Genomic DNA, 20406 nt, shown 5'->3' on the forward strand with positions numbered 1-20406 from the left:
TCTTTCAATTAATATTTTGCAATAGTTGCTTCCTTTTGATATTTCATCGACATAATTAAACCAACGCCCAGCATATTTCCTAGAATGGACGAACCCCCTTGACTAATAAATGGCAGTGGAATCCCTGTTAATGGTAATAAACCGATGTTTGCGCCGATATTTTCAAACACGTGGAACAAAATCATCATAATTATGCCGGTTGCAATATAGGCATAAAATTCATTATTCGTTTCAAAACAAACACGAATCATGCGGTAAATTAAAATAAAATATAACAAGATGATAAAGCAGCCACCGATAAAACCAAAGTTTTCACCGACTACTGTAAAAATCATATCTGATTCTCTAACCGGAACATAGACATCAATATTATTGAAGCCTTTCCCTAAAAGTCCACCGGAGCCAATTGCTGTAATCGCATAGGCAGGCTGGAAGGAACGATTGGGATCATTATGAAATGGATTTATCCATAAATCAATTCGCTCAAATTGATACGAATGAAAAATCCCTGTTGAATAAAGAAAGTTGCGGCCTGTTTCTGTCGTGACAAGATAAATCGTGCCGGCACCGATCAGAAAAGTGACTAAGAATGTCGGGATGATAATTTTCCAAGAAATACCAGACATTAAAAAGACACCGCCGAAAATGGCTAAAAAGACCAGCATCGTTCCAAAGTCTTGTTGTAATAATATTAATAGAATAACCGGCAAAGTAACCAGCAACATCTTACCAATTAACCAAAAATCAGACTTGATGGTTCGCTTGACATATCGAACATTGTGCATCGTTACAACGTAAGCCAGCATTAAAATAAAGGCGACCTTCATCAATTCGGAAGGCTGGAACGTCGTGCCACCAATGCTGATCCAGTTTTTCGAACCTGTTTGTGATTCCAGATATGGATCATAAAATTTCAAGAGCAAGGCCATCATAATTAGACCAATTACATAAAAAATAGGTGTTAAGCGCCAAAGCAGCTTTGAACTGAAATGCATCACGATCACGATACTAACGCCGCCCACCAAATACCATAAGCCTTGCTTCATCAGCATATTGCCGATTTCCGGCCGGATCGGGTCGTTATTTAGAGCGACATAAAGCGAGAGTATCCCGATGATCGAAAGTAAAAAGACTGGCAAAATAACGCCGTAATCAATCCTATTATCTAGATTATTCATAAATTTTTTATTCATTCGTCATCCCTTTTCCTTAAATCATACGCCTTTTATTATAACTTTCCATGTTAAGAAAAGAAAGTATAGACTGAATGATTTTGGAAAAACTTTAGAGAATGCCTTTATCTGAATATACAGCTTACAGATTACGCTCACTTTTTCATTAAAATAAAAAAAACGGAACAAAAGGCGCACCTCTTGTTCCGATTTATAATTTTTAAGCTTCAATTGCTTTACTTGCCTCTGCTTTTTTCAAATAGCTATAGATGATGTTTAAAATCAAGCCGATTCCGGCAACGACAATCGCTACGTAAAAGGCGTTTGTGAAACTGCCGCCATTTGCAGCCGCCATATTAACAGCTACTTTTGGCGCAAAAAAGGCTGCGGTGGAATAGCCCACAAATACGATTCCGTAATTTACTCCTTGGTTGACAGGACCATAATTCTCCATAACCACAGGCGGAAAGACACCCATAACACCGCCAAAGCAAAGTCCTAGGGCTATAATGCCTACTGCGAAACCAAATTGAGAAGACAAAATAGTCAGCACAATTAAAGCAAGAATGATCACACCTAAAATGATACTCAAGGTTCTATTGCGTCCTAGGCGATCTGAAACAGTGCCCCAGACGACTCTTCCAGCACAGTTACTGAAGGAATACAAGCTAACATAAAAAGCCGCTGTTCCAGCACTTAAGCCAAACATTTGCTGCCCGATAACCGCTGCATTGGAAGCAATCATTAATCCGGAAAATGCGCCCGTACAAAGCATAAAGAAAATTAAATAAAAATAAGGTGTTTGCAGCATTTTTTTCCAGTTCTTATTTGCCAATTTGCCGCCACGTTTTACTTCTGGTGGAGTCCAGCCGGCAGGCTGATAATTAGCCGGTGCCGTTTTAATAAAAAGACTGGCGATGACAATAACGATAATATAAGCAATTCCTAATAAACGGAACGCATAAAATACGTTATGATTTTCAACAAAATAGTTGCCGATCGGTGCAGCAATAATCGCTGCACCACCCATACCTGCCGTGATAATCCCAGAAGCTAAGCCTTTTTTGTCAGGAAACAGCTTAATCGTATTGCTGAGACATCCTGAATAAGCTAAGCCTTGACCAAAGCCGGCAATAAGGCCATACGTTAGGTAAAGCATGCCAGTACTAGTTACAAAGCCTGTCAATAGAAAACCTGCGCCAAATAATAATCCTCCAATAATGATCGCCCATTTGGCCAGACCTCGATCCGTCAAAAAGCCACCAAAAATCATGGGAATCGGCCCAATCGCTGCATTAATCGTGAACGCCAGCATAATTTCAGCCATTGTCCAGCCCTTGGCCGCGCTTAACGGTCCTGCAAACACACTAAAGGCATAAACAGCTCCTGTACAGAGCAAAACTGCGGTTGACCCAAACAACACTTGCCATCGTTTTACATTAGAATTCATCTTTAATCCTCCTCAATTATCCTTCAGTCGCTTATTCAGCGTTTGTGTCCTTCAATGCTGTTTTGCCGGCAATTCGACCAAAAGTAAAGATATCAGTTAAAGAATTTCCGCCTAAACGATTTCCGGCATGAATCCCACCAGCTACTTCACCTGCAGCATATAGACCTGGAATAACCTTGCCTGTTTGATCTAAAACATGTGTTTCGGTATCAATTTTCAAGCCACCCATTGTGTGGTGAACGGCTGGTTTTCTTGGTGTTGCGTAAAACGGTGCTACAGCTACCTTCAAATCAAATACATCTTTGCCGAATTCAGGATCGTGCCCTTGCTCAACATAGCTATTGTATTTATTAATTGTGTCTACAAAGACTTCAGGATCCATACCAAGTTGTTCTGCCAAGCCTTCCAGTGTATCAGAACGGAATAATGTCCCAGCGGCTACCTGACGTTCAATTTTTTCCGGCGTTGTGTTGTACGCTGTTTTTTTGATTTCATTATCTGCAATCAGATAGAACAGTCCGCCATTGTCAATCGCTGCTTGTGTTAACGCATCCCGACTGCCGTATTCATTGACAAAGCGTTTGCCTGCTTGATTGACCATCACAAAGTTTTGCGGTGGTACTTGCAGACCGCTAAATAACGCACCAGTTTCTGGATCAGAGACCGGCATCATTTGTGAAAAGCCCATACCTACAAGATCGGCGCCGGCGCTCTGTCCCAGACGAATTCCGTCCCCTGTAATTGCCGGTGAATTTGACGTTTTAATATCATCATCAATTTGTGTCCAGTAAGTATTGTATTCTTTTAGCATTTTCGTATTGGCACCGAAGCCGCCGGAAGCAAGTACAACTGCATTCGCATGAACTGTCACGGTCTGTCCACTGATCCCAGAACCAATAACACCGGTAATTTTGCCATTTTCAATGATCAGCTCTTTCACTGCTGTATCCGTAATGATCGTTCCGCCATTGTTTTCCACAAAGTTTTGTAACGCTGAAACAAACGCATAACCTTCATTTTTTAAAGGCTTGTGTCCGCGACGCCACAACGCGCCGACCGGCATAGTAACATCCTCTGTATCAAACTCAACACCGACTTCTTCCAGCCATTTTACAGAATCAAGCGCTTGATCGGTAAGAATTTTTACTAGATCATACTGTCCATAAATCACGTTGCCTTGTTGGTCCGTCCGTTTTCCGCCAAGATAGGTTTGCATCCGGTGAAAAATAGCAGAATCGAACAGGTAGCCCGTTTTGCCTTTATTTTCAGTTAAATATTCATTAATTTGTTGTTTTAAAGTACGGAAATCTTCTAAATATTCCGGGTCGATCTTCTGTTCATCGATGGCTGCCATTTCTTCTAATGTATGGCTCTCTCCCGGGATAGCATCGAAGGTATTTTGCCAAGCAGGATCGGCTGCGTTCATTGGTCCACCAGTTCGCACTGTGTTGCCGCCAACTGCTGGGAATTTTTCAACAACAATCACATTTTTGCCTTCTTGTAAAACGCTGGCTGCAGCTGCTAAGCCTGCTCCGCCGGCACCGACAACTACGACATCCGTTGTATATTCGGCATCTGCTGCAATGGCACTTGGAGCTTTCGGACGTTTTCTAAGCACGTCAGGATTAGCGCCGGCCATTTTAACAGCCTTCGCTACCCCGTCAATCACACCATTGCTTGTAACTGATGCTCCGGAAAGAACATCCACATTTAAGGTTTGACCTTCAAGAATTTGGGTAGGGATTCTAGTAAAGACTACATCCGCGATGCCTTCAGATTCTCCTGACGTGTCAATATCAATCGACTCAATTCGATCCGTTGTTAATGTAACAACCATTGGTAGATCGCCGTTATGTCCAGGTGCTGTTACCTGATAATCTCCCGGTTCAAACGTAACTTCTTCGGGAATATTTAATAAATTCGCCACTTCAGCAAAACGAAGAAAACGCCAGAAGCAACTTTCCAAGAAGTCAATAGTACGTTCATCCTTAAGATTGCCATTTTCATCAAAGGCTTGATGCGCACGTCCCAATAAGAACTCCGACCCCGGCATAACCGTTGCATTCACACCAGGTGCATCTAAAATTTGACGTAAATGCAGCTGTGCCCGTGATGAGCCTTGAACATCATAAGAAGCCCCAACAATCATCACTGGCTTACCGTCAAACGGATGTAGGTTAAAAGAAAGCCACTCAAGAATGCTTTTTAACGCTGAAGGAATAGAATGGTTATGCTCCGGCGTTGCAATGATCACACCATCCGCTTCTGTAATTTTTTGGTTAAATTCCTGAATCAGCGCACTATCTGACTGATCTTCTGTTTCATTAAACATTGGCACATTGGTTAATTCTAAAATTTCGATTTCTGCTTTATTCTTAAATTGTTTCTGCATAAATTGTAAAAGCAATCGATTATATGATTCTTGTGCATTCGTACCGACGATTCCTATAACTTTCATTGGTTTTCTCCTCCATCAGCAAGTTGTTCCCAGGTAAATTTTCTTTTTTGTTCTGTATTAAAACGGTGATCTTTGATTAACTGATTTGTAATTGACACAAATAGACAAAATTCTTCAAAGCATTCTTCTAATTCTGTGACTTTTTCCGGGTAAACTAATCCGCCATTTTCATCAAACGCTTGTAATGAGTGTCCCAATAAAAATTCAGAACCCGGCATAATACGCGCTTTAAGTTCAGGTGCATCCAAAATTTGGCGTAAATGTGCCTGCGCTCTGGAAGAACCAAGTGATCCATGAGAGGCACCGACAATCATCACTGGTTTGTCAATCAATGGGCGTGTCGTGTAGGACAACCACTCAATTAAGCTTTTTAATACGGCTGGAATCGAATGATCGTATTCAGGCGTGCTAATAATAACGCCATCTGCCTCATTGATTTTGTCAGACAATGCTTTGATAGCCGTTGGTACTGTTTTATCTTTTGGTTCATTAAATGCTGGAAAATCCTTGATTTCGCATACCTCAATGTCAGCAGTTTCAGTGAAATGCTTACTCATAAACTGTAGTAAGCTACGATTCGTTGAACGAGCAGAATTCGTTCCTACAATTCCGATAAATTTCATAAATTGTCTTCCTTTCTATTGTGAAATTATACACATGACTGCTTAAAAAAATGAGAAAGCAGTGGGGATAAATTCTTAATTATTTTGAGTAACTATTTGTAAAAAATAGATTAAACGCCGATTTAAAAAGAATTCATGTGATAATTTCTCTTTGTATGGTTAGTTTAAATCAGAATAATCTATTTGTGAAATATTTATTTAATTATCAAACGATAAGTATTTTGTTATAATGAGAAAAAAAGATGCGGGAGTGAATCAATGACTTATATCTATTCGCCTAATATGCTGCAGTATCTCGATATGCTTTTAAAACACAGTAATTACACGAAAGCCGCGAAGGATCTTTACATCTCTCAACCTTATCTTACGCAAACGATCAAAAAAGTTGAACTGGAGCTTGGAATTGATATTATTAATCGGCACTCGTCTCCTTTGCAACTGACGGAAGCGGGTAAGGTTTATTACCAATATTTAAGATCTTTGGAAACCGAGCAAGATCAATTTCGCAAAAAACTGTCGTCCTACGCGCCCCAAAGCCAGACAGTAATTCGTGTAGGTATTTTATCCAGTTTAGGTACTTATTTGTTGCCTTTATTTTTACCGACTTTTATGCAGAGCCATCCACAAATTAATATTCAGTTGATAGAAGCCATGCCCGAAGAAAATGAAGAAAAAATTCTGGCAAAAGAGCTTGATTTTTTTATTGGTCAAAATCCCGAAACAATCTCGCCTAATCTTACTATTTATAATCGCGGTCCGCATGGCTACTATGCTGTGATTCCTAAACGTTCACCGCTTTATAAAAAAAACAAGGTTCTATTAAAGTCTGATGCACTTTCGCTAAAGCAATTGCTTCAGGAACCGCTGATTTTAACGACACGGGGTTCTGCTATTAGGCGCCAAATTGACTATTTGCTGCAAAAGCATAAAATTCAGCCTGCCATTCTTTTAGAAAGCAACAATATTTTCACCGTTCTAGAGCTGGCAAAGCAAGATCTAGGCATTACCTTCATTCCGGAAAGTGTGCAAGTATCAAAAACAGACGGTCAGTACAATCTTTATCCAATGCCTCTGGAGCTGTTATCGCTGGATTATTTTATTGCTCATTCTTCCGAGAAAACCTTAATGTCTGCTGAAAAAGAATTTGTTGACTGTTTCCTGCAGCAGGTAGAATTCGCGCTCACTAAACATTAAAAAGAGGAATCGAACGATTCCTCTTTTTAATTTGCCATATTTAAGTCTGGTGTAAAGGCCATGCGCCCGTCTGTCGTGATAACCAACCCTTGAATATCTTTAACTGACGTAAGATAAACAATAATTTCAGCAGCCGACCAGCCGTATAAACGCGTTGTCCAAATTTCTCCATCCAGTGACAAATCAGAAACAATTGTTAAGCTTGCAAGATCTGTTTGCATTGGATAACCGGTTTTACTGCTGAAAATGTGATGATAGGTTTTGCCCTGCCATTCAAACTTTCTTTCGTAAATCCCTGAAGTCACGACGGATTGATTTTTAACCTTGATGATTGCTGCCTGATTCCCGCGCGGAAGCATAGGATTTTGAATACCCACGCGCCAATAGCCATCTGCATGATTAGGCGCTTCACCGTAGGTTAAGACATTACCACCTAAATCAATAAATGCGGCCTGCGCACCTGTCTGCCGGAAATACTGAATGATTCGATCCGCAAAGTACCCTTTTGCTAAAGCGCCAAGATCAATCGCCATCTTGGGCTGCTTAAGAAAGACACTGGCTTCTGCGTCGTTTAATAGAATATCTTCCGGACGAATCAATGGCAACAGCTCTTTTATTTGCTCGGCAGAAGGATGCGTTGCATCCGCAAAACCGATACGCCAAGCTTGAATCAGTGGTCCAATCGCAATATTTAAAAAGCTGTTTTCAACTAAGCTTTGCTGTTTGCCGATTTTGATTAATTCATATAAATCAGGCTGGGTTTTTACCGGCGCTTTTCCTGCTTGTTTGTTAATTTTCATTAAATCAGAATGGGGATCATTGGCACTGAATCTTTTTTCATAATCTATTAATCGTTGCTCCGCTTCCGCTAATAAAAGCTCAGGTGTTTCGTGCTGCACCCAAATTTGAATCACGGTCCCCATTAGCTGGAGCGTTCTTTTTCCTTCATTCATTGCCTTCACTTCTTTCTTTGCGCCATTCATCATCTTATCTATAACAACCAAAAACGATCTTTATCATTTAAATAATTAGTGATAATGAAAGTATACCCTGTGCTTAAAAATAGAGCAACAGCCGACCACTTTCCTCTTAAAATCTAAAAAAGAAGCTGAGCCAGACACGTAAAAAGTGCCTAGCTCAGTCTCCAATGAAAATGAAAAAATTAGTTTATTAGGGTTAAGTACATCCTAACTAGCCAAACTTAAAGCAACCTTAAAATAAAGCGCAAAAAGTAAATTTTAGCGGTTATTCAAAATATTTTATGAATAATTCTTTGACTTTTTCACATCTAATCTGGATTTCTGGATTAAACGCAAGCAACCTCAAATGTTCTTCTGACATAGTCATTCCCATTTCTTCATGCCATTTTTTATAATATTCTACAAATAAAACCGCATCTTTTTTCGTCACCTGTTCTCTGCTCGTTATTTGCTCCTCAATTAATAACAGATCTGAGTAACTTTTCTCCATGTCTCTTAATATAGATTCATTATTGATTATTATTTCTTGCCAGTTATAATTAGCTAATTTTTGCTTTAAATGAAGCGATTCTGCTCTTAATTTCTCAATTTGCTTATAAATTAAGCTAAGTCGAATGTTCATTAATATGGGTTTTATATAGAGAGAATTGTTTAAAATGAACCGAATATCTGATAATTTGAATCCCAGCGATTTTAAAAAAAGTATTTCATTGATTCTTTTCACGACAGCGTCTTTCTCATAATGTCTGATTCCGTTCGATCTTACAGGGCATTCCATTAGTCCGATTTCTTCATAATAACGTATCGTTCTAGTCGTAATATTAAACATTCTGGTCAATTCTGTTATAGATATCATCTCGTTCATTCCCTTCTGGATATTAAACGCGGAATAGCTCCCTTTGATTATTCTAAAAAAATACGATTATTTTTTATTTTTCCCTATTAGTTGTTTATAGTTTAATAATATAACAGATAAGGCAATGAAAAATAACCCTAAAAATATGAAAAAGCTGGTTTTTGATTCTCCAGTGGTTGGCAATAGTGTATTTTTATACCCTTTATTGATTTTTTGTGCTGGTATTCTTGGTATACTTGGATCTTCCGGCACACTAGGTTTTCTTGGTTCTTCCGGGTTCTTTGATTTTTCCGGGATGGTCACTGTTTGGTTACTATCCGTAATGTCGTTATGGACGGCTACTTGTTTGCCTTCCTGTTTTAGCTCTTCGAAAACCACGATCTTCTTATTATGCAAGGCAGAGGCATTAAATTCAAACAGTAAAGCTTCTTCTCCCGCTGCGTTTGTCGGTGTGAATTTTTTACTGGCAGTTATTTCTTTGCCTTGAATAAGCAAAGGTTTGTCCGTTTCTTTGTCCATTAATTTTCCCTGTAGCTCATATTCTTTTCCGGGAATCAGATTTCTATAAGTGACAACGTCTTTGACTTGCGCTTTTTCTTCGGCGGGAATTATTTTCGTGTTGTCTTTAGCATTGGCTGCATTTGTTTGGATTTCCGGAAGCTTTGGTTTTCTTGGTTCTTCGGGTACTTTTGGTTTTTTCGGGACTGTCACTGTTTGGTTACTATCGGTAATGTCATTATGAACGGCTATTTGTTTACCGTCTTGTTTTAGCTCTTCGAATACCACGATCTTTTTACCCTGCAAGGCAGAGGCATTAAATTCAAACAGTAAGGCTTCTTCTCCTGTAGCGTTTATCGTTGTGAATTTTTTGTTGGCCGTGACTTCTTTGCCTTGAATAAGCAAAGCTTTACCCGTTTCTTTATCCATTAGTTTTCCATGCAGCTCGTATTCTTTTTCGGGGATCAGATTTTTGTAGGTTACAACGTCTTTGACTTGTACTTTTTCTTCGGCGGGAATTATTTTTGTATTGTCCTTGGCATTTGTTGCATTTGTTTTAATTTCCGGTACACTTGGCTTTTCTGGCACCTCTGCTTTGGCGTTGGCTGAGTACAATCTACTGCTCGTCATCTGAAAAGCTTGTATCGTTGCCATATGCTGCCTTGAAGCTTGATCGGGAGCTAAATAACCGGACAGCTGTAACATACCAACTAATTTTGTAGTAAGACTAATTTCAAGCTCTATTTTTGTTTGTGTTTTATTTACTACCTCTTCAGGCAAACTAATTTCCAACTGTTTGTTTTTGATGGTGTAAACGGCTTTAGACTGCGCTTCCTGATTGTTACTTTTTATAGCAACTTGCGTATCAGCAAGTATGCCTGCTTCCGTATCGATTGAATAGTTTGCTGTATATTTATCACCATTTTTAACTAATTCCTGATTTTCCGATTCAAGCTTTAAGTTAAAATTATTTATTTTCTCAATAGGATCTGCCAAGCTATCGGCGTAGTTAATTAATTTCTCGACAATAGGATCTACCTCTAAATCATCGCTATCTCCAGAAACTGTATAAAAAATGGCACATTGAGTAGCTGCATATTGGGCGTCTTCATCCAAATGAGAAATATATTCTTTTTGATTTTGGTAGTTTAAAATTAAATTTGCAATACGTTTATTTTCTAATCGTGATTTTACCGTTAAATAGCTGTTGTTGGAAGGGTACTCCTTTTTAGGCTCTATGCAAAATACTGCATCTCCTGTCGCACTATTTTTCATCAAGCTCATCTTATTATCTTCAGTATAATCCTCCCAATTCTTTAAATTCACGTCTATTTTATCTAAGCTCTTTATCTTCTTTACTTGGATACGTTCTTGAGTATCAGCGTGAACTGTTTTCCATAAAGGTACAAAATTTCCTGAAAGAATCACTAGCATAATTACTAATTTTAAAGCCTTAGCCAAATGTTTCATGGTTCCATCTCCTAACGTAATTTTTATCATTATTTTTAGTCACACACCTTTATATAACCTAGTGTTACTAAAACAATAACCTATTACGTTACGTTACATGCAAGAGTAATTTTCAACTTGGATATCGAGTATCTTAATGAATTAAAAGAAATAACCGGATTAAAAAAACTTTTTGAAAATAAAAAGACAGATATACCAATCATAAAAAATCGGTATATCTGTCTTTTTCATTTATGCCAGCTATAGGGATCGAACCTACGACCTACGCGTTACGAGTGCGTTGCTCTACCAACTGAGCTAAGCTGGCGACACAAACAAAATTATAAAACGAATGTGATTATTTGTAAAGGCAAAAAAGAAGTTTTTTTCAATTAAATCCGCTTTCTGAAATTTTCTTTCATTTGTGCTATAATAAGATTAGGTTAAGAAAGGGAGTTTTTATGAATGTCTAATTTCGGTAACTTTAATCGTCCTGTTGTGCCTTCTTCTGAAGGAGATTTATTCACGGTTGATACTCAGGTCACTTTCTTGATGCATGGTCAGCAGCAGACTGGTACCATTACGAAGCAATTAAGCAATTCTGCTGTTGTTGAGATTGATGAGAACGCTGAAAACACTGATTTAATTGCGAAAAGCAACGGTGTGATTGTCATTAACTACAAAAAGCTGCAAAAACTTTAAAGGACAAAGATGAATGTGAACCATCGACAATGTCATTTTCTCTGTTGATTTAAAGTGTGAAACAAAAGTATTTTTACTTTTGGCTCACACCTTTTTTTATTTATAAAAACCGTGCGGTGCAAGAGGTACACCGGACGGTTTTCGTGTATTATCTTTTATTTTGTGCCGAATAAACGGTCGCCCGCATCGCCTAAACCTGGAACGATATAGCCGTCTTCGTTTAATTTTTCGTCTAAAGCGGCTGTATAGATATCAATATCCGGATGTGCTTCTTGTAAAGCTTTCACGCCTTCTGGAGCAGCTACCAATGAAACGAATTTAATATTGCTGCCGCCGCGTTCTTTTAATGCATCAATCGCCATAATAGCAGAACCGCCTGTCGCAAGCATTGGATCTACCACAAATAATTGACGTGCATCAATGTCTTCCGGCATTTTTACGAAATATTCTACAGGCTCTAATGTATCGTGATCACGGTATAAACCGATATGTCCTACTTTAGCTGCTGGAATCAATTCCAAAATACCATCTACCATCCCAATACCTGCACGTAAAATAGGAATAATGGCTACCTTTTTACCAGATAAAGTTTTTTGGGTTGATTTGCAAATAGGCGTTTCAATAACAACGTCTTCTAATGGCATATCTCTAGATACTTCATAAGCCATTAGCATCGCAATCTCATTCACGACTTCACGAAAAACCTTCGTTCCACAATCCTTATCTCTAATGATTGTTAATTTGTGTTGAATCAATGGATGATCGATTACTTGGAATTTTCCCATGTTCATTCTCCTTCTATAATTTATTCCTTCCTATTGTAAAACAAAAACGAGCGATTGACTAGTCAATCACTCGAAACTTTTAATTATAAAGCGGATATTTTTTAGTTAATTCTTTTACTGATGCTTGAACTTCGGAAAGTGTGGCTTCATTTTCAGGTTCTTTTAATACTTTGACGATTAATTTCGCAACTTCTACTGCATCGTCTTCTTTAAAACCTCTCGTCGTAATGGCCGGTGTGCCAATCCGGATACCGCTTGTTTTGAAGGGACTAAGCTGTTCGAAAGGAATCGAATTTTTATTCACGGTAATATTCACGCTATCTAAAACTGCTTCAGCTTCTTTGCCGTTCAGGCCGAAACCTGTCACATCAATTAACAGTAAATGATTATCTGTCGCGCCGCTGATCAAGCGTGCTTCAGGCGTTTGATTGAAGACCTTAGTCATTGCTTTGGCGTTTTCAATCACTTGTTCACTGTATTCTTTAAATTCAATCGCTAATGCTTCTTTAAATGCGGCTGCCTTACCGGCAATCACATGCTCCAAAGGTCCGCCCTGAATGCCAGGGAATATATTGCTGTTGATTTTTTTGGCTAACTCTTCGTTATTGGTTAAAATTAACCCACCGCGCGGTCCGCGCAAGGTTTTATGGGTCGTTGATGTGGTAATATCAGCATACGGCACTGGACTTGGATGCAGACCAGCCGCTACTAATCCGGCAATATGCGCCATATCTACCATTAATTTTGCGCCTACTTCATCCGCGATTTCACGGAATTTAGCAAAATCGATAGTTCGTGAATAGGCACTTGCTCCTGCCACAATCAGCTTTGGCTGATGCTCACGTGCTAAAATTCGTACGACATTGTAATCAATCACTTCTGTCGTAGGATCAACACCGTAGCTGACAAAATGATAGGTTTTACCGCTAAAGTTTACTGGCGAGCCGTGAGTAAGATGTCCTCCCGCAGACAAATCCATCCCTAAAACTGTATCGCCGGGTTCAATTAATGAAAGATACGCCGCTGTGTTTGCTTGAGAGCCGGAATGCGGCTGAACGTTGGCAAATTTTGCCCCAAACAATTCTTTTGCCCGGTCAATAGCCAAATTTTCCACAATATCAATAAATTCGCAACCGCCATAATAACGCTTGCCAGGATAGCCTTCTGCATATTTGTTGGTCAAAATACTCCCTTGTGCAGCCATTACCCCTTTTGACACAACATTTTCCGAAGCAATCAGCTCTAAATTATTTTCTTGTCGCTCGTTTTCCTTTGCGATGGCTTCCCATAAATCAGGGTCAAACGTTTTATAATCCATAAACAAACCTCCATTTCACTTAGTTACATCGATTGTATCATACTTAAATACTCTCTACTCAAAAATTGAATCTTTTTTTAAAACTTTTTGATTGGCCGCTTTTTTTAAACGATTCATGTAAGCAGATCCCAGACCAATTTCTGGAAAGGCTTGTGCAAAAATCAGATCAATTTCCTGCTCGTCCAACGCTCTAAGGCCAGCAAATAACAGCTTAGTCGCCTCTTCAACCTTGTTCTCGCCAAAAGAGAATACAGCCTTTGCTTCATCGGTAAACCTCTGAGTAAGATCGTCATTCGCATATAGACCGATTTTTTGCTTATTTGCTTTTGCCCAGTTAATTGCTTGTCGAAAAACCTGCTCGTCTCCCTCAACGATCCACACCGGCACATCTGGTGAATAATGTTTGTATTTCATGCCGGGCGCTTTCGGTGCTTCTTTTTCACTGAGCAGATGCTGATCAATAGACACTTGTCCTATAAGCTTCTGGAGGGCGCTTTGAGTCACTGCTCCTGGTCTTAGAATGACTGGAAAACCATCTTCTGCTGTCAGATCAAGAACCGTTGATTCCACCCCAATTTGCGTAGGTCCATCATCAACAATTCCGGCAATTTTCCCTTGCAGATCATGAAAGACATGCTGGGCGGTAGTCGGACTAGGCTTCCCAGAAGTATTGGCGCTAGGACCAACTAATGGCACACCTGCTTGCTTAATTAGCTCAAGCGTTGTCGCATTATTCGGCATCCGAAAGGCGACTGTTTCCAGTCCACCTGTTACTACCTTGGAAAAGGTCCCAGGGTTTACCTTGAAAATTAAAGTTAAAGGTCCCGGCCAAAATGTATTCACCAGCTTTTGCGTTGCGGGATGAAAGTCTGCTACATATTTTTTTACCATATCAAAGCTTGAAACATGAACGATTAACGGATTGTCACTGGGACGTCCTTTGACAGCGTAAACCTTTTTGACTGCTGCTTCATCCAATGCGTTTGCCCCTAGACCGTATACAGTTTCAGTCGGAAACGCAATTAGTTCTCCTTGAAGCAGTAATTGAGCTGCCTGCTTGATTTCATCAGCTGTTATTCGCTTCGTTTTCATCATAGTTTCCCTCTTTTCTAAGCAACAATAACCATCCGGTCGTTTCCAGACAGATCCTTTAATATACGTACGTCTTTATCCGAAAAAGCCTGCTGAAAAATTGCCTGTACAGCAGCGCCTTGCTGAAACCCGATTTCCAGATAAATTTTGCCGGTTGACTTGAGCAATGATTGTGCTTGTCTGGCTAACTGCTGATAAATCGCTAACCCATCATTTTCTGCAAATAAAGCCATTTTAGGTTCGAAGGTACGAACACTTTGATCCATTAATGACCATTCAGCAGCACTAATATAGGGCGGATTGGCAATTAAAAGATCAATCTTTTCCGAAATTGGTCCTAACCCATCTCCGTGTTCAAAGGCAATATCAGCCTGTAAAGCAGCCGCATTTTTCTTAGCAATCGCCAAGGCGGCTTCGGAAAGATCAATAGCCGTCAGCTGCCAGGCCGGTCGAGCTAATTTTAAGCTGATCGCAATAGCGCCGGTTCCCGTACCCACATCAACAACCTTCAAAGGCAAATTGGTATTTTCCTGCAAGCATTGTGCTACAAGCTCTTCGGTTTCCGGTCTTGGAATCAAGGTCGCTTCACTGACTAAAAAGCGCTGCTCATAGAAGTCGCTATAGCCTAAAAGATATTGCGGCGGATAATGCTCTGCCAGTCTTTTTACATCGGCATTGAGCTGCTGCTCTTCTGATTTCGGCATTTCTTCACGCAAATGTAGCAGCCAATCCGTTTTGCTCCAGCCTTTTCTTTCCAGAAAGACAAACAGAATGCTGTTTCCTTCGACTCCTTTGCTTTCTAAAAAAGAAGAAGCCCGTTCAAGGACTTCATAATAACGGTTAGCCATTTTGCATCTCTTCTAATTTAGAGGTTTGATCATACAAGACAAGTGCATCAATGATCTCGTCCAATTTACCGGCTAAGATCTGATCCAGCTTTTGAATCGTTAAGCCGATCCGGTGATCAGTCACACGATTTTGCGGGAAGTTATACGTACGGATTCGTTCCGAACGATCCCCAGTACCGACCGCTGATTTACGATTGGCATCATATTCACTTTGAGCTTCCTGTTGAATAATATCATACACTCTAGCGCGCAGAACCTTCATCGCTTTTTCACGGTTTTTCAGCTGTGAACGTTCATCCTGCATCGCCACCACAACTCCTGTCGGAATATGAGTTAAACGTACCGCAGAGGCCGTTTTATTGACGTGCTGACCACCTGCACCTGAAGCATGATAAATATCTGTCCGAATGTCCTTATCCGCAATATCAATCTCAACCTCTTCAGCTTCCGGCATAACGACAACTGTCGCTGTAGATGTATGAATCCGGCCTTGGGATTCAGTAGATGGTACACGCTGTACGCGATGTGCACCACTTTCGTATTTTAATTTTGAAAAGACATTCTCGCCTGAAATCATCATGATGACTTCTTTGTAGCCGCCGATGCCAGTTACGTTGGCTTCTAAAACTTCTGCTTTCCAACCTTGAGATTCAGCATAACGCTGATACATTGAGAAAAGATCTCCGGCAAATAACGCCGCTTCATCGCCGCCAGCTGCTCCGCGGATTTCCATGATGATATTTTTGTCATCATTTGGATCTTTTGGTAAAAGTAAAATCTTGATTCGTTCTTCCAGCACTTCTTTTTCTTTCTTCAAATCGGCCAATTCTTCCTTGGCCATTTCCAGCATGTCAGCATCTAGATTTTCGCCTAAAAGCTCTTCGGTTTCACCAATGCCGTCGACAACTTTTTTATAACGGCGGTACACTTCCACCGTTTCACGAGTATTGGCTTCTTCTTTTGATAGCTGCATGAAACGTTTTGTGTCGCTAATAACAGCCGGATCACTTAATAACTCGCCCAGCTCTTCATAGCGATCTTCGATTGATTGTAACTGATCGTACATAATTCGTTGCTCCTTTTTTATCATTGAATAGCGATCATCCTCACATGATCGGTGTTAGTCTTCCTGCTGTCCATCAATCGGCGGATGAAAATAATGATTGCGGCAAACGGGATAATAGGATTCATTTCCGCCAATTTGTACTTGCGTGCCTTCATAGACAGGCTTGCCGTCAATATAATGTAAATTCATCGTCGCTTTTTTGTGGCAGAACCAGCAAATTGTTTTTAATTCTTCTAATTTATCTGCGTAAAGCATTAAATATTTTGATCCTTCAAACAACTCATTGCGGAAATCATTTTTCAGACCAAAAGCCATGACTGGAATGCCTAATTCATCTACGACTCGGGCAAATTCTATCACATGCTTTTTACTTAAAAATTGTGATTCATCGACCAAAATACAATAGGGCTTATATTCCAAGCTTTGGATCAATTCATAGACATTGGTTTCTTTAAAAATCGGAATCGCCTCGCGTCTAAGGCCGATGCGACTGGAAACGACGCCAACACCATCTCTGGTATCAAGGCCGCTGGTCATGATAACCACGGGTTTGTCCTGTTCTTCATAGTTATGAGCTACTTTTAATATCTCAATTGTTTTCCCACTATTCATTGCGCCATACTTGAAAAATAATTGTGCCATTGTTCTGTCGTCACCTTTCATTTCGTTCCTCTCGTATTTTACTATATTTTCGAAGTTTTTTATAGTGGTAAATTAAAGCCTTATGTATCAAGGACTTTCAGCGTCAAAAGTTTTTTCATATCTGCACCTATGCCTGCTCATTTTTCGGAGTATAGAAAAATGTAATTACTCAATTTTTATGAGTGGAATAATTACCTTATCTGCTTTATTTGCTATTTCTATTATATAATTTGGACTTGTATGAATATAACCATCTGTCATTGTTTTATCCTTTTTTAATGTTTGGCGTGAATTCAATTTATTTTATTTTTCATTATGATTTAAATTTCTTAATCACGTTATTTTAACTGCTACTTAAACGCCATCAGATTAGTTTTCAGGGTTTTTAAAATTTGCTTTATTTGTACACAAACTTTTAAAAAGCTCCAGAGAGCTCGCCAAAGGTTACAAGAACATATAAAAAATGATAAACTTCGAAAGTCCATCATTTCCCATCTTCTGTAATAGTTGTCAGTTTTTTAGAAGTATTTTCAAACGTTGTTTTTGCTTTTGTTACCCATGCCCCTTTTGCAGAGGATTGAAAGTTTGAAATATAGTTTGCACTACTAGTTTTTAATCGTTCTACTCGAGCTTGTCCCATGTTTTTTACTAATTGCTTTTTCGTTTCTGCTGTTTGAACACATGGCGGAGCAACCATGCCTCGTATCAGAGCTTTTTCCAATTCTTTTCGTAATCTTTTCAACTCCAATTTTATTTTTTCACTGCTCATTTTCTTTTTTCCGCTCCTTTTCTTTAAAAAGAGTAAGTTCATCTTCTATTAATCGGGTTTGTTTCTTATAATGAATCTTATTTTCTTCTTGTTTATTTTTTAATTCTTTCATTGTCTGATTAACAACCCTATCCCCATCATCTTTACATTGTTCTAATAAATGATAGACTCTACTCATATTTACTGGTTCACTATACTCTGCTTGCTGATAATGATAGCGATAATTTTCTGAAAGATTTTCTAACTCTCGGCTAAATTTTTGCTTTTCATAAAAGGCTTCTTCTAACTCTTCTTCAATCTTTTTTTGGTTTTTTTCATACTCTGATTCTAAATCTAATAATTTATTTATATATGTTCTCTCCATGAGAGTTTATCCCCCTATTTGTCTAGCTAACTCTCGGTCTGTTTCTACTTGTTTATTTATGGATGATTGTATTTGACCAATTAATTCATAGTATTCTTGCTTAATTGAAGATAATTCTGATATTTTTTGTTCATATTCTTCTTTTGGTTCCATTCGAACAATTGACTCTGTTGCACCACCACTATTTAAAGAATCTAACACCTCTCCTTGATGTAATGTAGAACCCACAGAATCGGCTGTTTTCAACGTATCCGTCCATAATTTATCGGAATCTTTCTTTGCTTCTCGATACATTTTTTTGATATCATCTATTTCAATTTGAAGGGTTTTACTCATTCCTTGTGTCAAAATCAATGCTTCGGACGCATCTAGATAAATTTCTTCTGAAGCAGATAATCCGCCACCACTTTTCAAGAGCTTTGCTCGCAACACATCTAATCCTTTTAATTTACTCCGAGTATCTGTTTGAACTTTTTGTTGAGCCAAATAAATTTTATTTAAATCAGGTGTATGTTGACGAATAAATTCTTGTTCTTTTTTTGTTAAAAAACCCGTGATCTCATGGGCTTTCCCATTTTTTATCACAATAATCTTCCCTGGATAGACACTACCACCTACTCCAGAAACTTTATTTAATGGGTCATCTTCAGATACAAAATAAATAATATTCCCCTTATAACCACTTAACAATTTCTCTAGTTCTTTTGCATTAGATAAATTTCCTTTTGTTGGAACACTCGTTAAAACATTCATCAATGGTGCAGAATTGTACAGAATGATATTCGGTATATTATGTGCCATTCCCATAATCGTTCCATTTCTTCCCCCAAGAGAATGTCCTGTAACAGTATCAACATTATAGCCATTAGCTTTTAAATCATTCATAAATTTATTGCTAGCATCAAAATACGATGAAGAAGGACCATCTCCTTTAAATGCTATATTTCCCCATTGTCCAACATCTTTAGAACCTTCTCCAAAAAAGCCATTATCAAAATTAGTACCTGCAAAACCAACAACAACTTTTCCTGTATTGTTATCTAGAAAAGCTACACCACTTGAACTTGTTTTAGGATCATAGAATGCATCTACTAGTTGGAGATTAGAAGGGAATTTTTTATTTTCTTGTAATGCTTCTAGTTGCTTAATTATATCTCTATCTGATACACCATTTGCCAATGCATTTTCAATTTCATAAGAGATTGTAGCTACAGCACTAGTTGGTTCACTATCTATTTTAATTCCTTTATCCCTAAGTTCATATTTACTCAACTGTTAAGTCCTCCTCGGATCGAGGTTGAAAATCAATAAAATCAGAAAAATAGACACTTAATTTTTTATCAAACCTAATTTCCACTTGCTTATATCCTACCGAACTCCCATCTAGACTACCTGTACCTTTTAATAATAAAGTTGGTGGTATCTCTACGGGGATATCATTCCTTTTTCTTAATTCCTTTACATTTGAATCCTCATTTGTTAGTTGATACTCTAATTCATACATAGGAACTTCTGGATTGTACATTTTTTTTAAATTCTTATATGAATTTAGTTGGTCAAATTTTCCATATTGAACAAAGAATTGGAATTTTTCTATTTTTCTCTGAAGTTCTTTGTCATAAATTTCTTCTTTTGAACGAAACCCATTATCAGTATAGACTACTGGGTACTTAGTAGTTTTACTGCTTTTTCCAAAAGAATTAGGAGTAATAGAAACATAATAATAACCATTCATTTTCCTTGTATTCCTATTAATTCTTAGTCGCATGCCTTCTGTGAGTAAATCGCCTTCTTCTGTTTTACTCATTGAAAAGTCAGAATTTAACACCCAAACACCCTTATCATCTTTATCAAACTCATCATCTCGGTAGCCTTCCATATCGTAAAAGCTTTCCAGATTTGGTGTTGGATACATTGCTAATACCTTATCAAAACTTTGTTCAATTTCTACTTTATTTTTTGTTTCACATCCAGTTAATCCACTCATTATAATTAGTCCTCCTATAAATAAATACAATTGTTTCAAAATATTTTCTCCTCCTAAACAGGATGATATTTATTTGCACCTTAATCAATATTTATTTTACCAATAGTAAACTAAAATAGATAGTTATATATTACATTTTCATTATTTAATTTT

19 protein-coding genes and 1 tRNA gene are annotated in these 20406 nt (G+C 38.4%); 2 read left to right on the forward strand and 18 right to left on the reverse strand.

Annotated elements, in window-relative coordinates:
• Positions 1–8 precede the first annotated feature (8 nt).
• The 4 genes from ABH902_RS09560 to ABH902_RS09575 form a co-directional block, all read right to left on the reverse strand.
• Positions 9–1193 carry an FtsW/RodA/SpoVE family cell cycle protein gene (locus ABH902_RS09560; RefSeq protein WP_404590495.1) on the reverse strand — a complete coding sequence of 395 codons (1185 nt, stop codon included), beginning with the start codon at positions 1191–1193 and terminating at the stop codon, positions 9–11.
• A gap of 199 nt (positions 1194–1392) precedes the next feature.
• Positions 1393–2622, reverse strand: a complete 1230-nt coding sequence (locus ABH902_RS09565) for an OFA family MFS transporter (RefSeq protein ID WP_404590496.1) — start codon at positions 2620–2622, stop codon at positions 1393–1395.
• 31 nt (positions 2623–2653) lie between these two features.
• Positions 2654–5080 (reverse strand): flavocytochrome c, encoded by a 2427-nt coding sequence (locus tag ABH902_RS09570; protein WP_404590497.1) that lies wholly within the window; start codon positions 5078–5080, stop codon positions 2654–2656.
• Positions 5077–5703 carry an NADPH-dependent FMN reductase gene (locus tag ABH902_RS09575; RefSeq protein ID WP_404590498.1) on the reverse strand — a complete coding sequence of 209 codons (627 nt, stop codon included), beginning with the start codon at positions 5701–5703 and terminating at the stop codon, positions 5077–5079. The genes ABH902_RS09570 and ABH902_RS09575 overlap by 4 nt, the downstream gene beginning before the upstream one ends.
• 258 nt (positions 5704–5961) lie before the next feature.
• On the opposite strand from ABH902_RS09575, the gene ABH902_RS09580 reads away from it, so the two are divergent.
• Positions 5962–6897: a LysR family transcriptional regulator gene (locus tag ABH902_RS09580; RefSeq protein ID WP_404590499.1), complete on the forward strand. Its 936-nt coding sequence runs from the start codon at positions 5962–5964 to the stop codon at positions 6895–6897.
• A gap of 26 nt (positions 6898–6923) precedes the next feature.
• Here the strand turns inward: ABH902_RS09580 and ABH902_RS09585 are convergent, their stop codons facing one another.
• The 4 genes from ABH902_RS09585 to ABH902_RS09600 form a co-directional block, all read right to left on the reverse strand.
• Positions 6924–7850: an FAD:protein FMN transferase gene (locus ABH902_RS09585; protein ID WP_404590500.1), complete on the reverse strand. Its 927-nt coding sequence runs from the start codon at positions 7848–7850 to the stop codon at positions 6924–6926.
• Positions 7851–8142: 292 nt separating this feature from the next.
• Positions 8143–8742, reverse strand: a complete 600-nt coding sequence (locus ABH902_RS09590; RefSeq protein WP_404590501.1) for a MerR family transcriptional regulator — start codon at positions 8740–8742, stop codon at positions 8143–8145.
• 57 nt (positions 8743–8799) lie between these two features.
• Positions 8800–10701 carry a VaFE repeat-containing surface-anchored protein gene (locus ABH902_RS09595; RefSeq protein ID WP_404590502.1) on the reverse strand — a complete coding sequence of 634 codons (1902 nt, stop codon included), beginning with the start codon at positions 10699–10701 and terminating at the stop codon, positions 8800–8802.
• Positions 10702–10935: 234 nt separating this feature from the next.
• A tRNA-Thr gene (locus ABH902_RS09600) sits at positions 10936–11008 on the reverse strand.
• A 137-nt stretch (positions 11009–11145) separates the two neighbouring features.
• On the opposite strand from ABH902_RS09600, the gene ABH902_RS09605 reads away from it, so the two are divergent.
• Positions 11146–11382 (forward strand): hypothetical protein, encoded by a 237-nt coding sequence (locus ABH902_RS09605; protein ID WP_404590503.1) that lies wholly within the window; start codon positions 11146–11148, stop codon positions 11380–11382.
• 155 nt (positions 11383–11537) lie between these two features.
• Here ABH902_RS09605 and upp read toward each other — a convergent pair whose 3' ends face one another.
• The 10 genes from upp to ABH902_RS09655 form a co-directional block, all read right to left on the reverse strand.
• On the reverse strand, positions 11538–12167 hold the full coding sequence (gene upp, locus ABH902_RS09610) for a uracil phosphoribosyltransferase (RefSeq protein WP_154774895.1): 630 nt from the start codon (positions 12165–12167) through the stop codon (positions 11538–11540).
• Positions 12168–12246: 79 nt separating this feature from the next.
• The gene (glyA, locus tag ABH902_RS09615) at positions 12247–13485 is read right to left on the reverse strand and encodes a serine hydroxymethyltransferase (protein ID WP_404590504.1); all 1239 of its coding nucleotides are present in this window, start codon (positions 13483–13485) and stop codon (positions 12247–12249) included.
• A gap of 54 nt (positions 13486–13539) precedes the next feature.
• Positions 13540–14577 carry an L-threonylcarbamoyladenylate synthase gene (locus ABH902_RS09620; protein ID WP_404590588.1) on the reverse strand — a complete coding sequence of 346 codons (1038 nt, stop codon included), beginning with the start codon at positions 14575–14577 and terminating at the stop codon, positions 13540–13542.
• Positions 14578–14594: 17 nt separating this feature from the next.
• Positions 14595–15425 (reverse strand): peptide chain release factor N(5)-glutamine methyltransferase, encoded by an 831-nt coding sequence (gene prmC, locus ABH902_RS09625; RefSeq protein WP_404590505.1) that lies wholly within the window; start codon positions 15423–15425, stop codon positions 14595–14597.
• Positions 15418–16491 (reverse strand): peptide chain release factor 1, encoded by a 1074-nt coding sequence (gene prfA / locus ABH902_RS09630; protein WP_404590506.1) that lies wholly within the window; start codon positions 16489–16491, stop codon positions 15418–15420. The genes prmC and prfA overlap by 8 nt, the downstream gene beginning before the upstream one ends.
• 54 nt (positions 16492–16545) lie before the next feature.
• Positions 16546–17133: a thymidine kinase gene (locus ABH902_RS09635; protein WP_404590589.1), complete on the reverse strand. Its 588-nt coding sequence runs from the start codon at positions 17131–17133 to the stop codon at positions 16546–16548.
• A 484-nt stretch (positions 17134–17617) separates the two neighbouring features.
• On the reverse strand, positions 17618–17902 hold the full coding sequence (locus ABH902_RS09640; RefSeq protein WP_404590507.1) for a hypothetical protein: 285 nt from the start codon (positions 17900–17902) through the stop codon (positions 17618–17620).
• On the reverse strand, positions 17892–18266 hold the full coding sequence (locus ABH902_RS09645; RefSeq protein WP_404590508.1) for a hypothetical protein: 375 nt from the start codon (positions 18264–18266) through the stop codon (positions 17892–17894). Before ABH902_RS09645 ends, ABH902_RS09640 begins: the two co-directional genes overlap by 11 nt.
• Positions 18267–18272: 6 nt before the next feature.
• A complete protein-coding gene (locus ABH902_RS09650; RefSeq protein WP_404590509.1) occupies positions 18273–19538 on the reverse strand; it encodes a hypothetical protein in 1266 nt (421 codons plus the stop codon).
• The gene (locus ABH902_RS09655) at positions 19531–20292 is read right to left on the reverse strand and encodes a tandem-type lipoprotein (protein ID WP_404590510.1); all 762 of its coding nucleotides are present in this window, start codon (positions 20290–20292) and stop codon (positions 19531–19533) included. The genes ABH902_RS09650 and ABH902_RS09655 overlap by 8 nt, the downstream gene beginning before the upstream one ends.
• Positions 20293–20406: the final 114 nt, after the last annotated feature.

Source organism: Enterococcus sp. UD-01, from assembly GCF_044909655.1.
Classification (GTDB): domain Bacteria; phylum Bacillota; class Bacilli; order Lactobacillales; family Enterococcaceae; genus Enterococcus_L.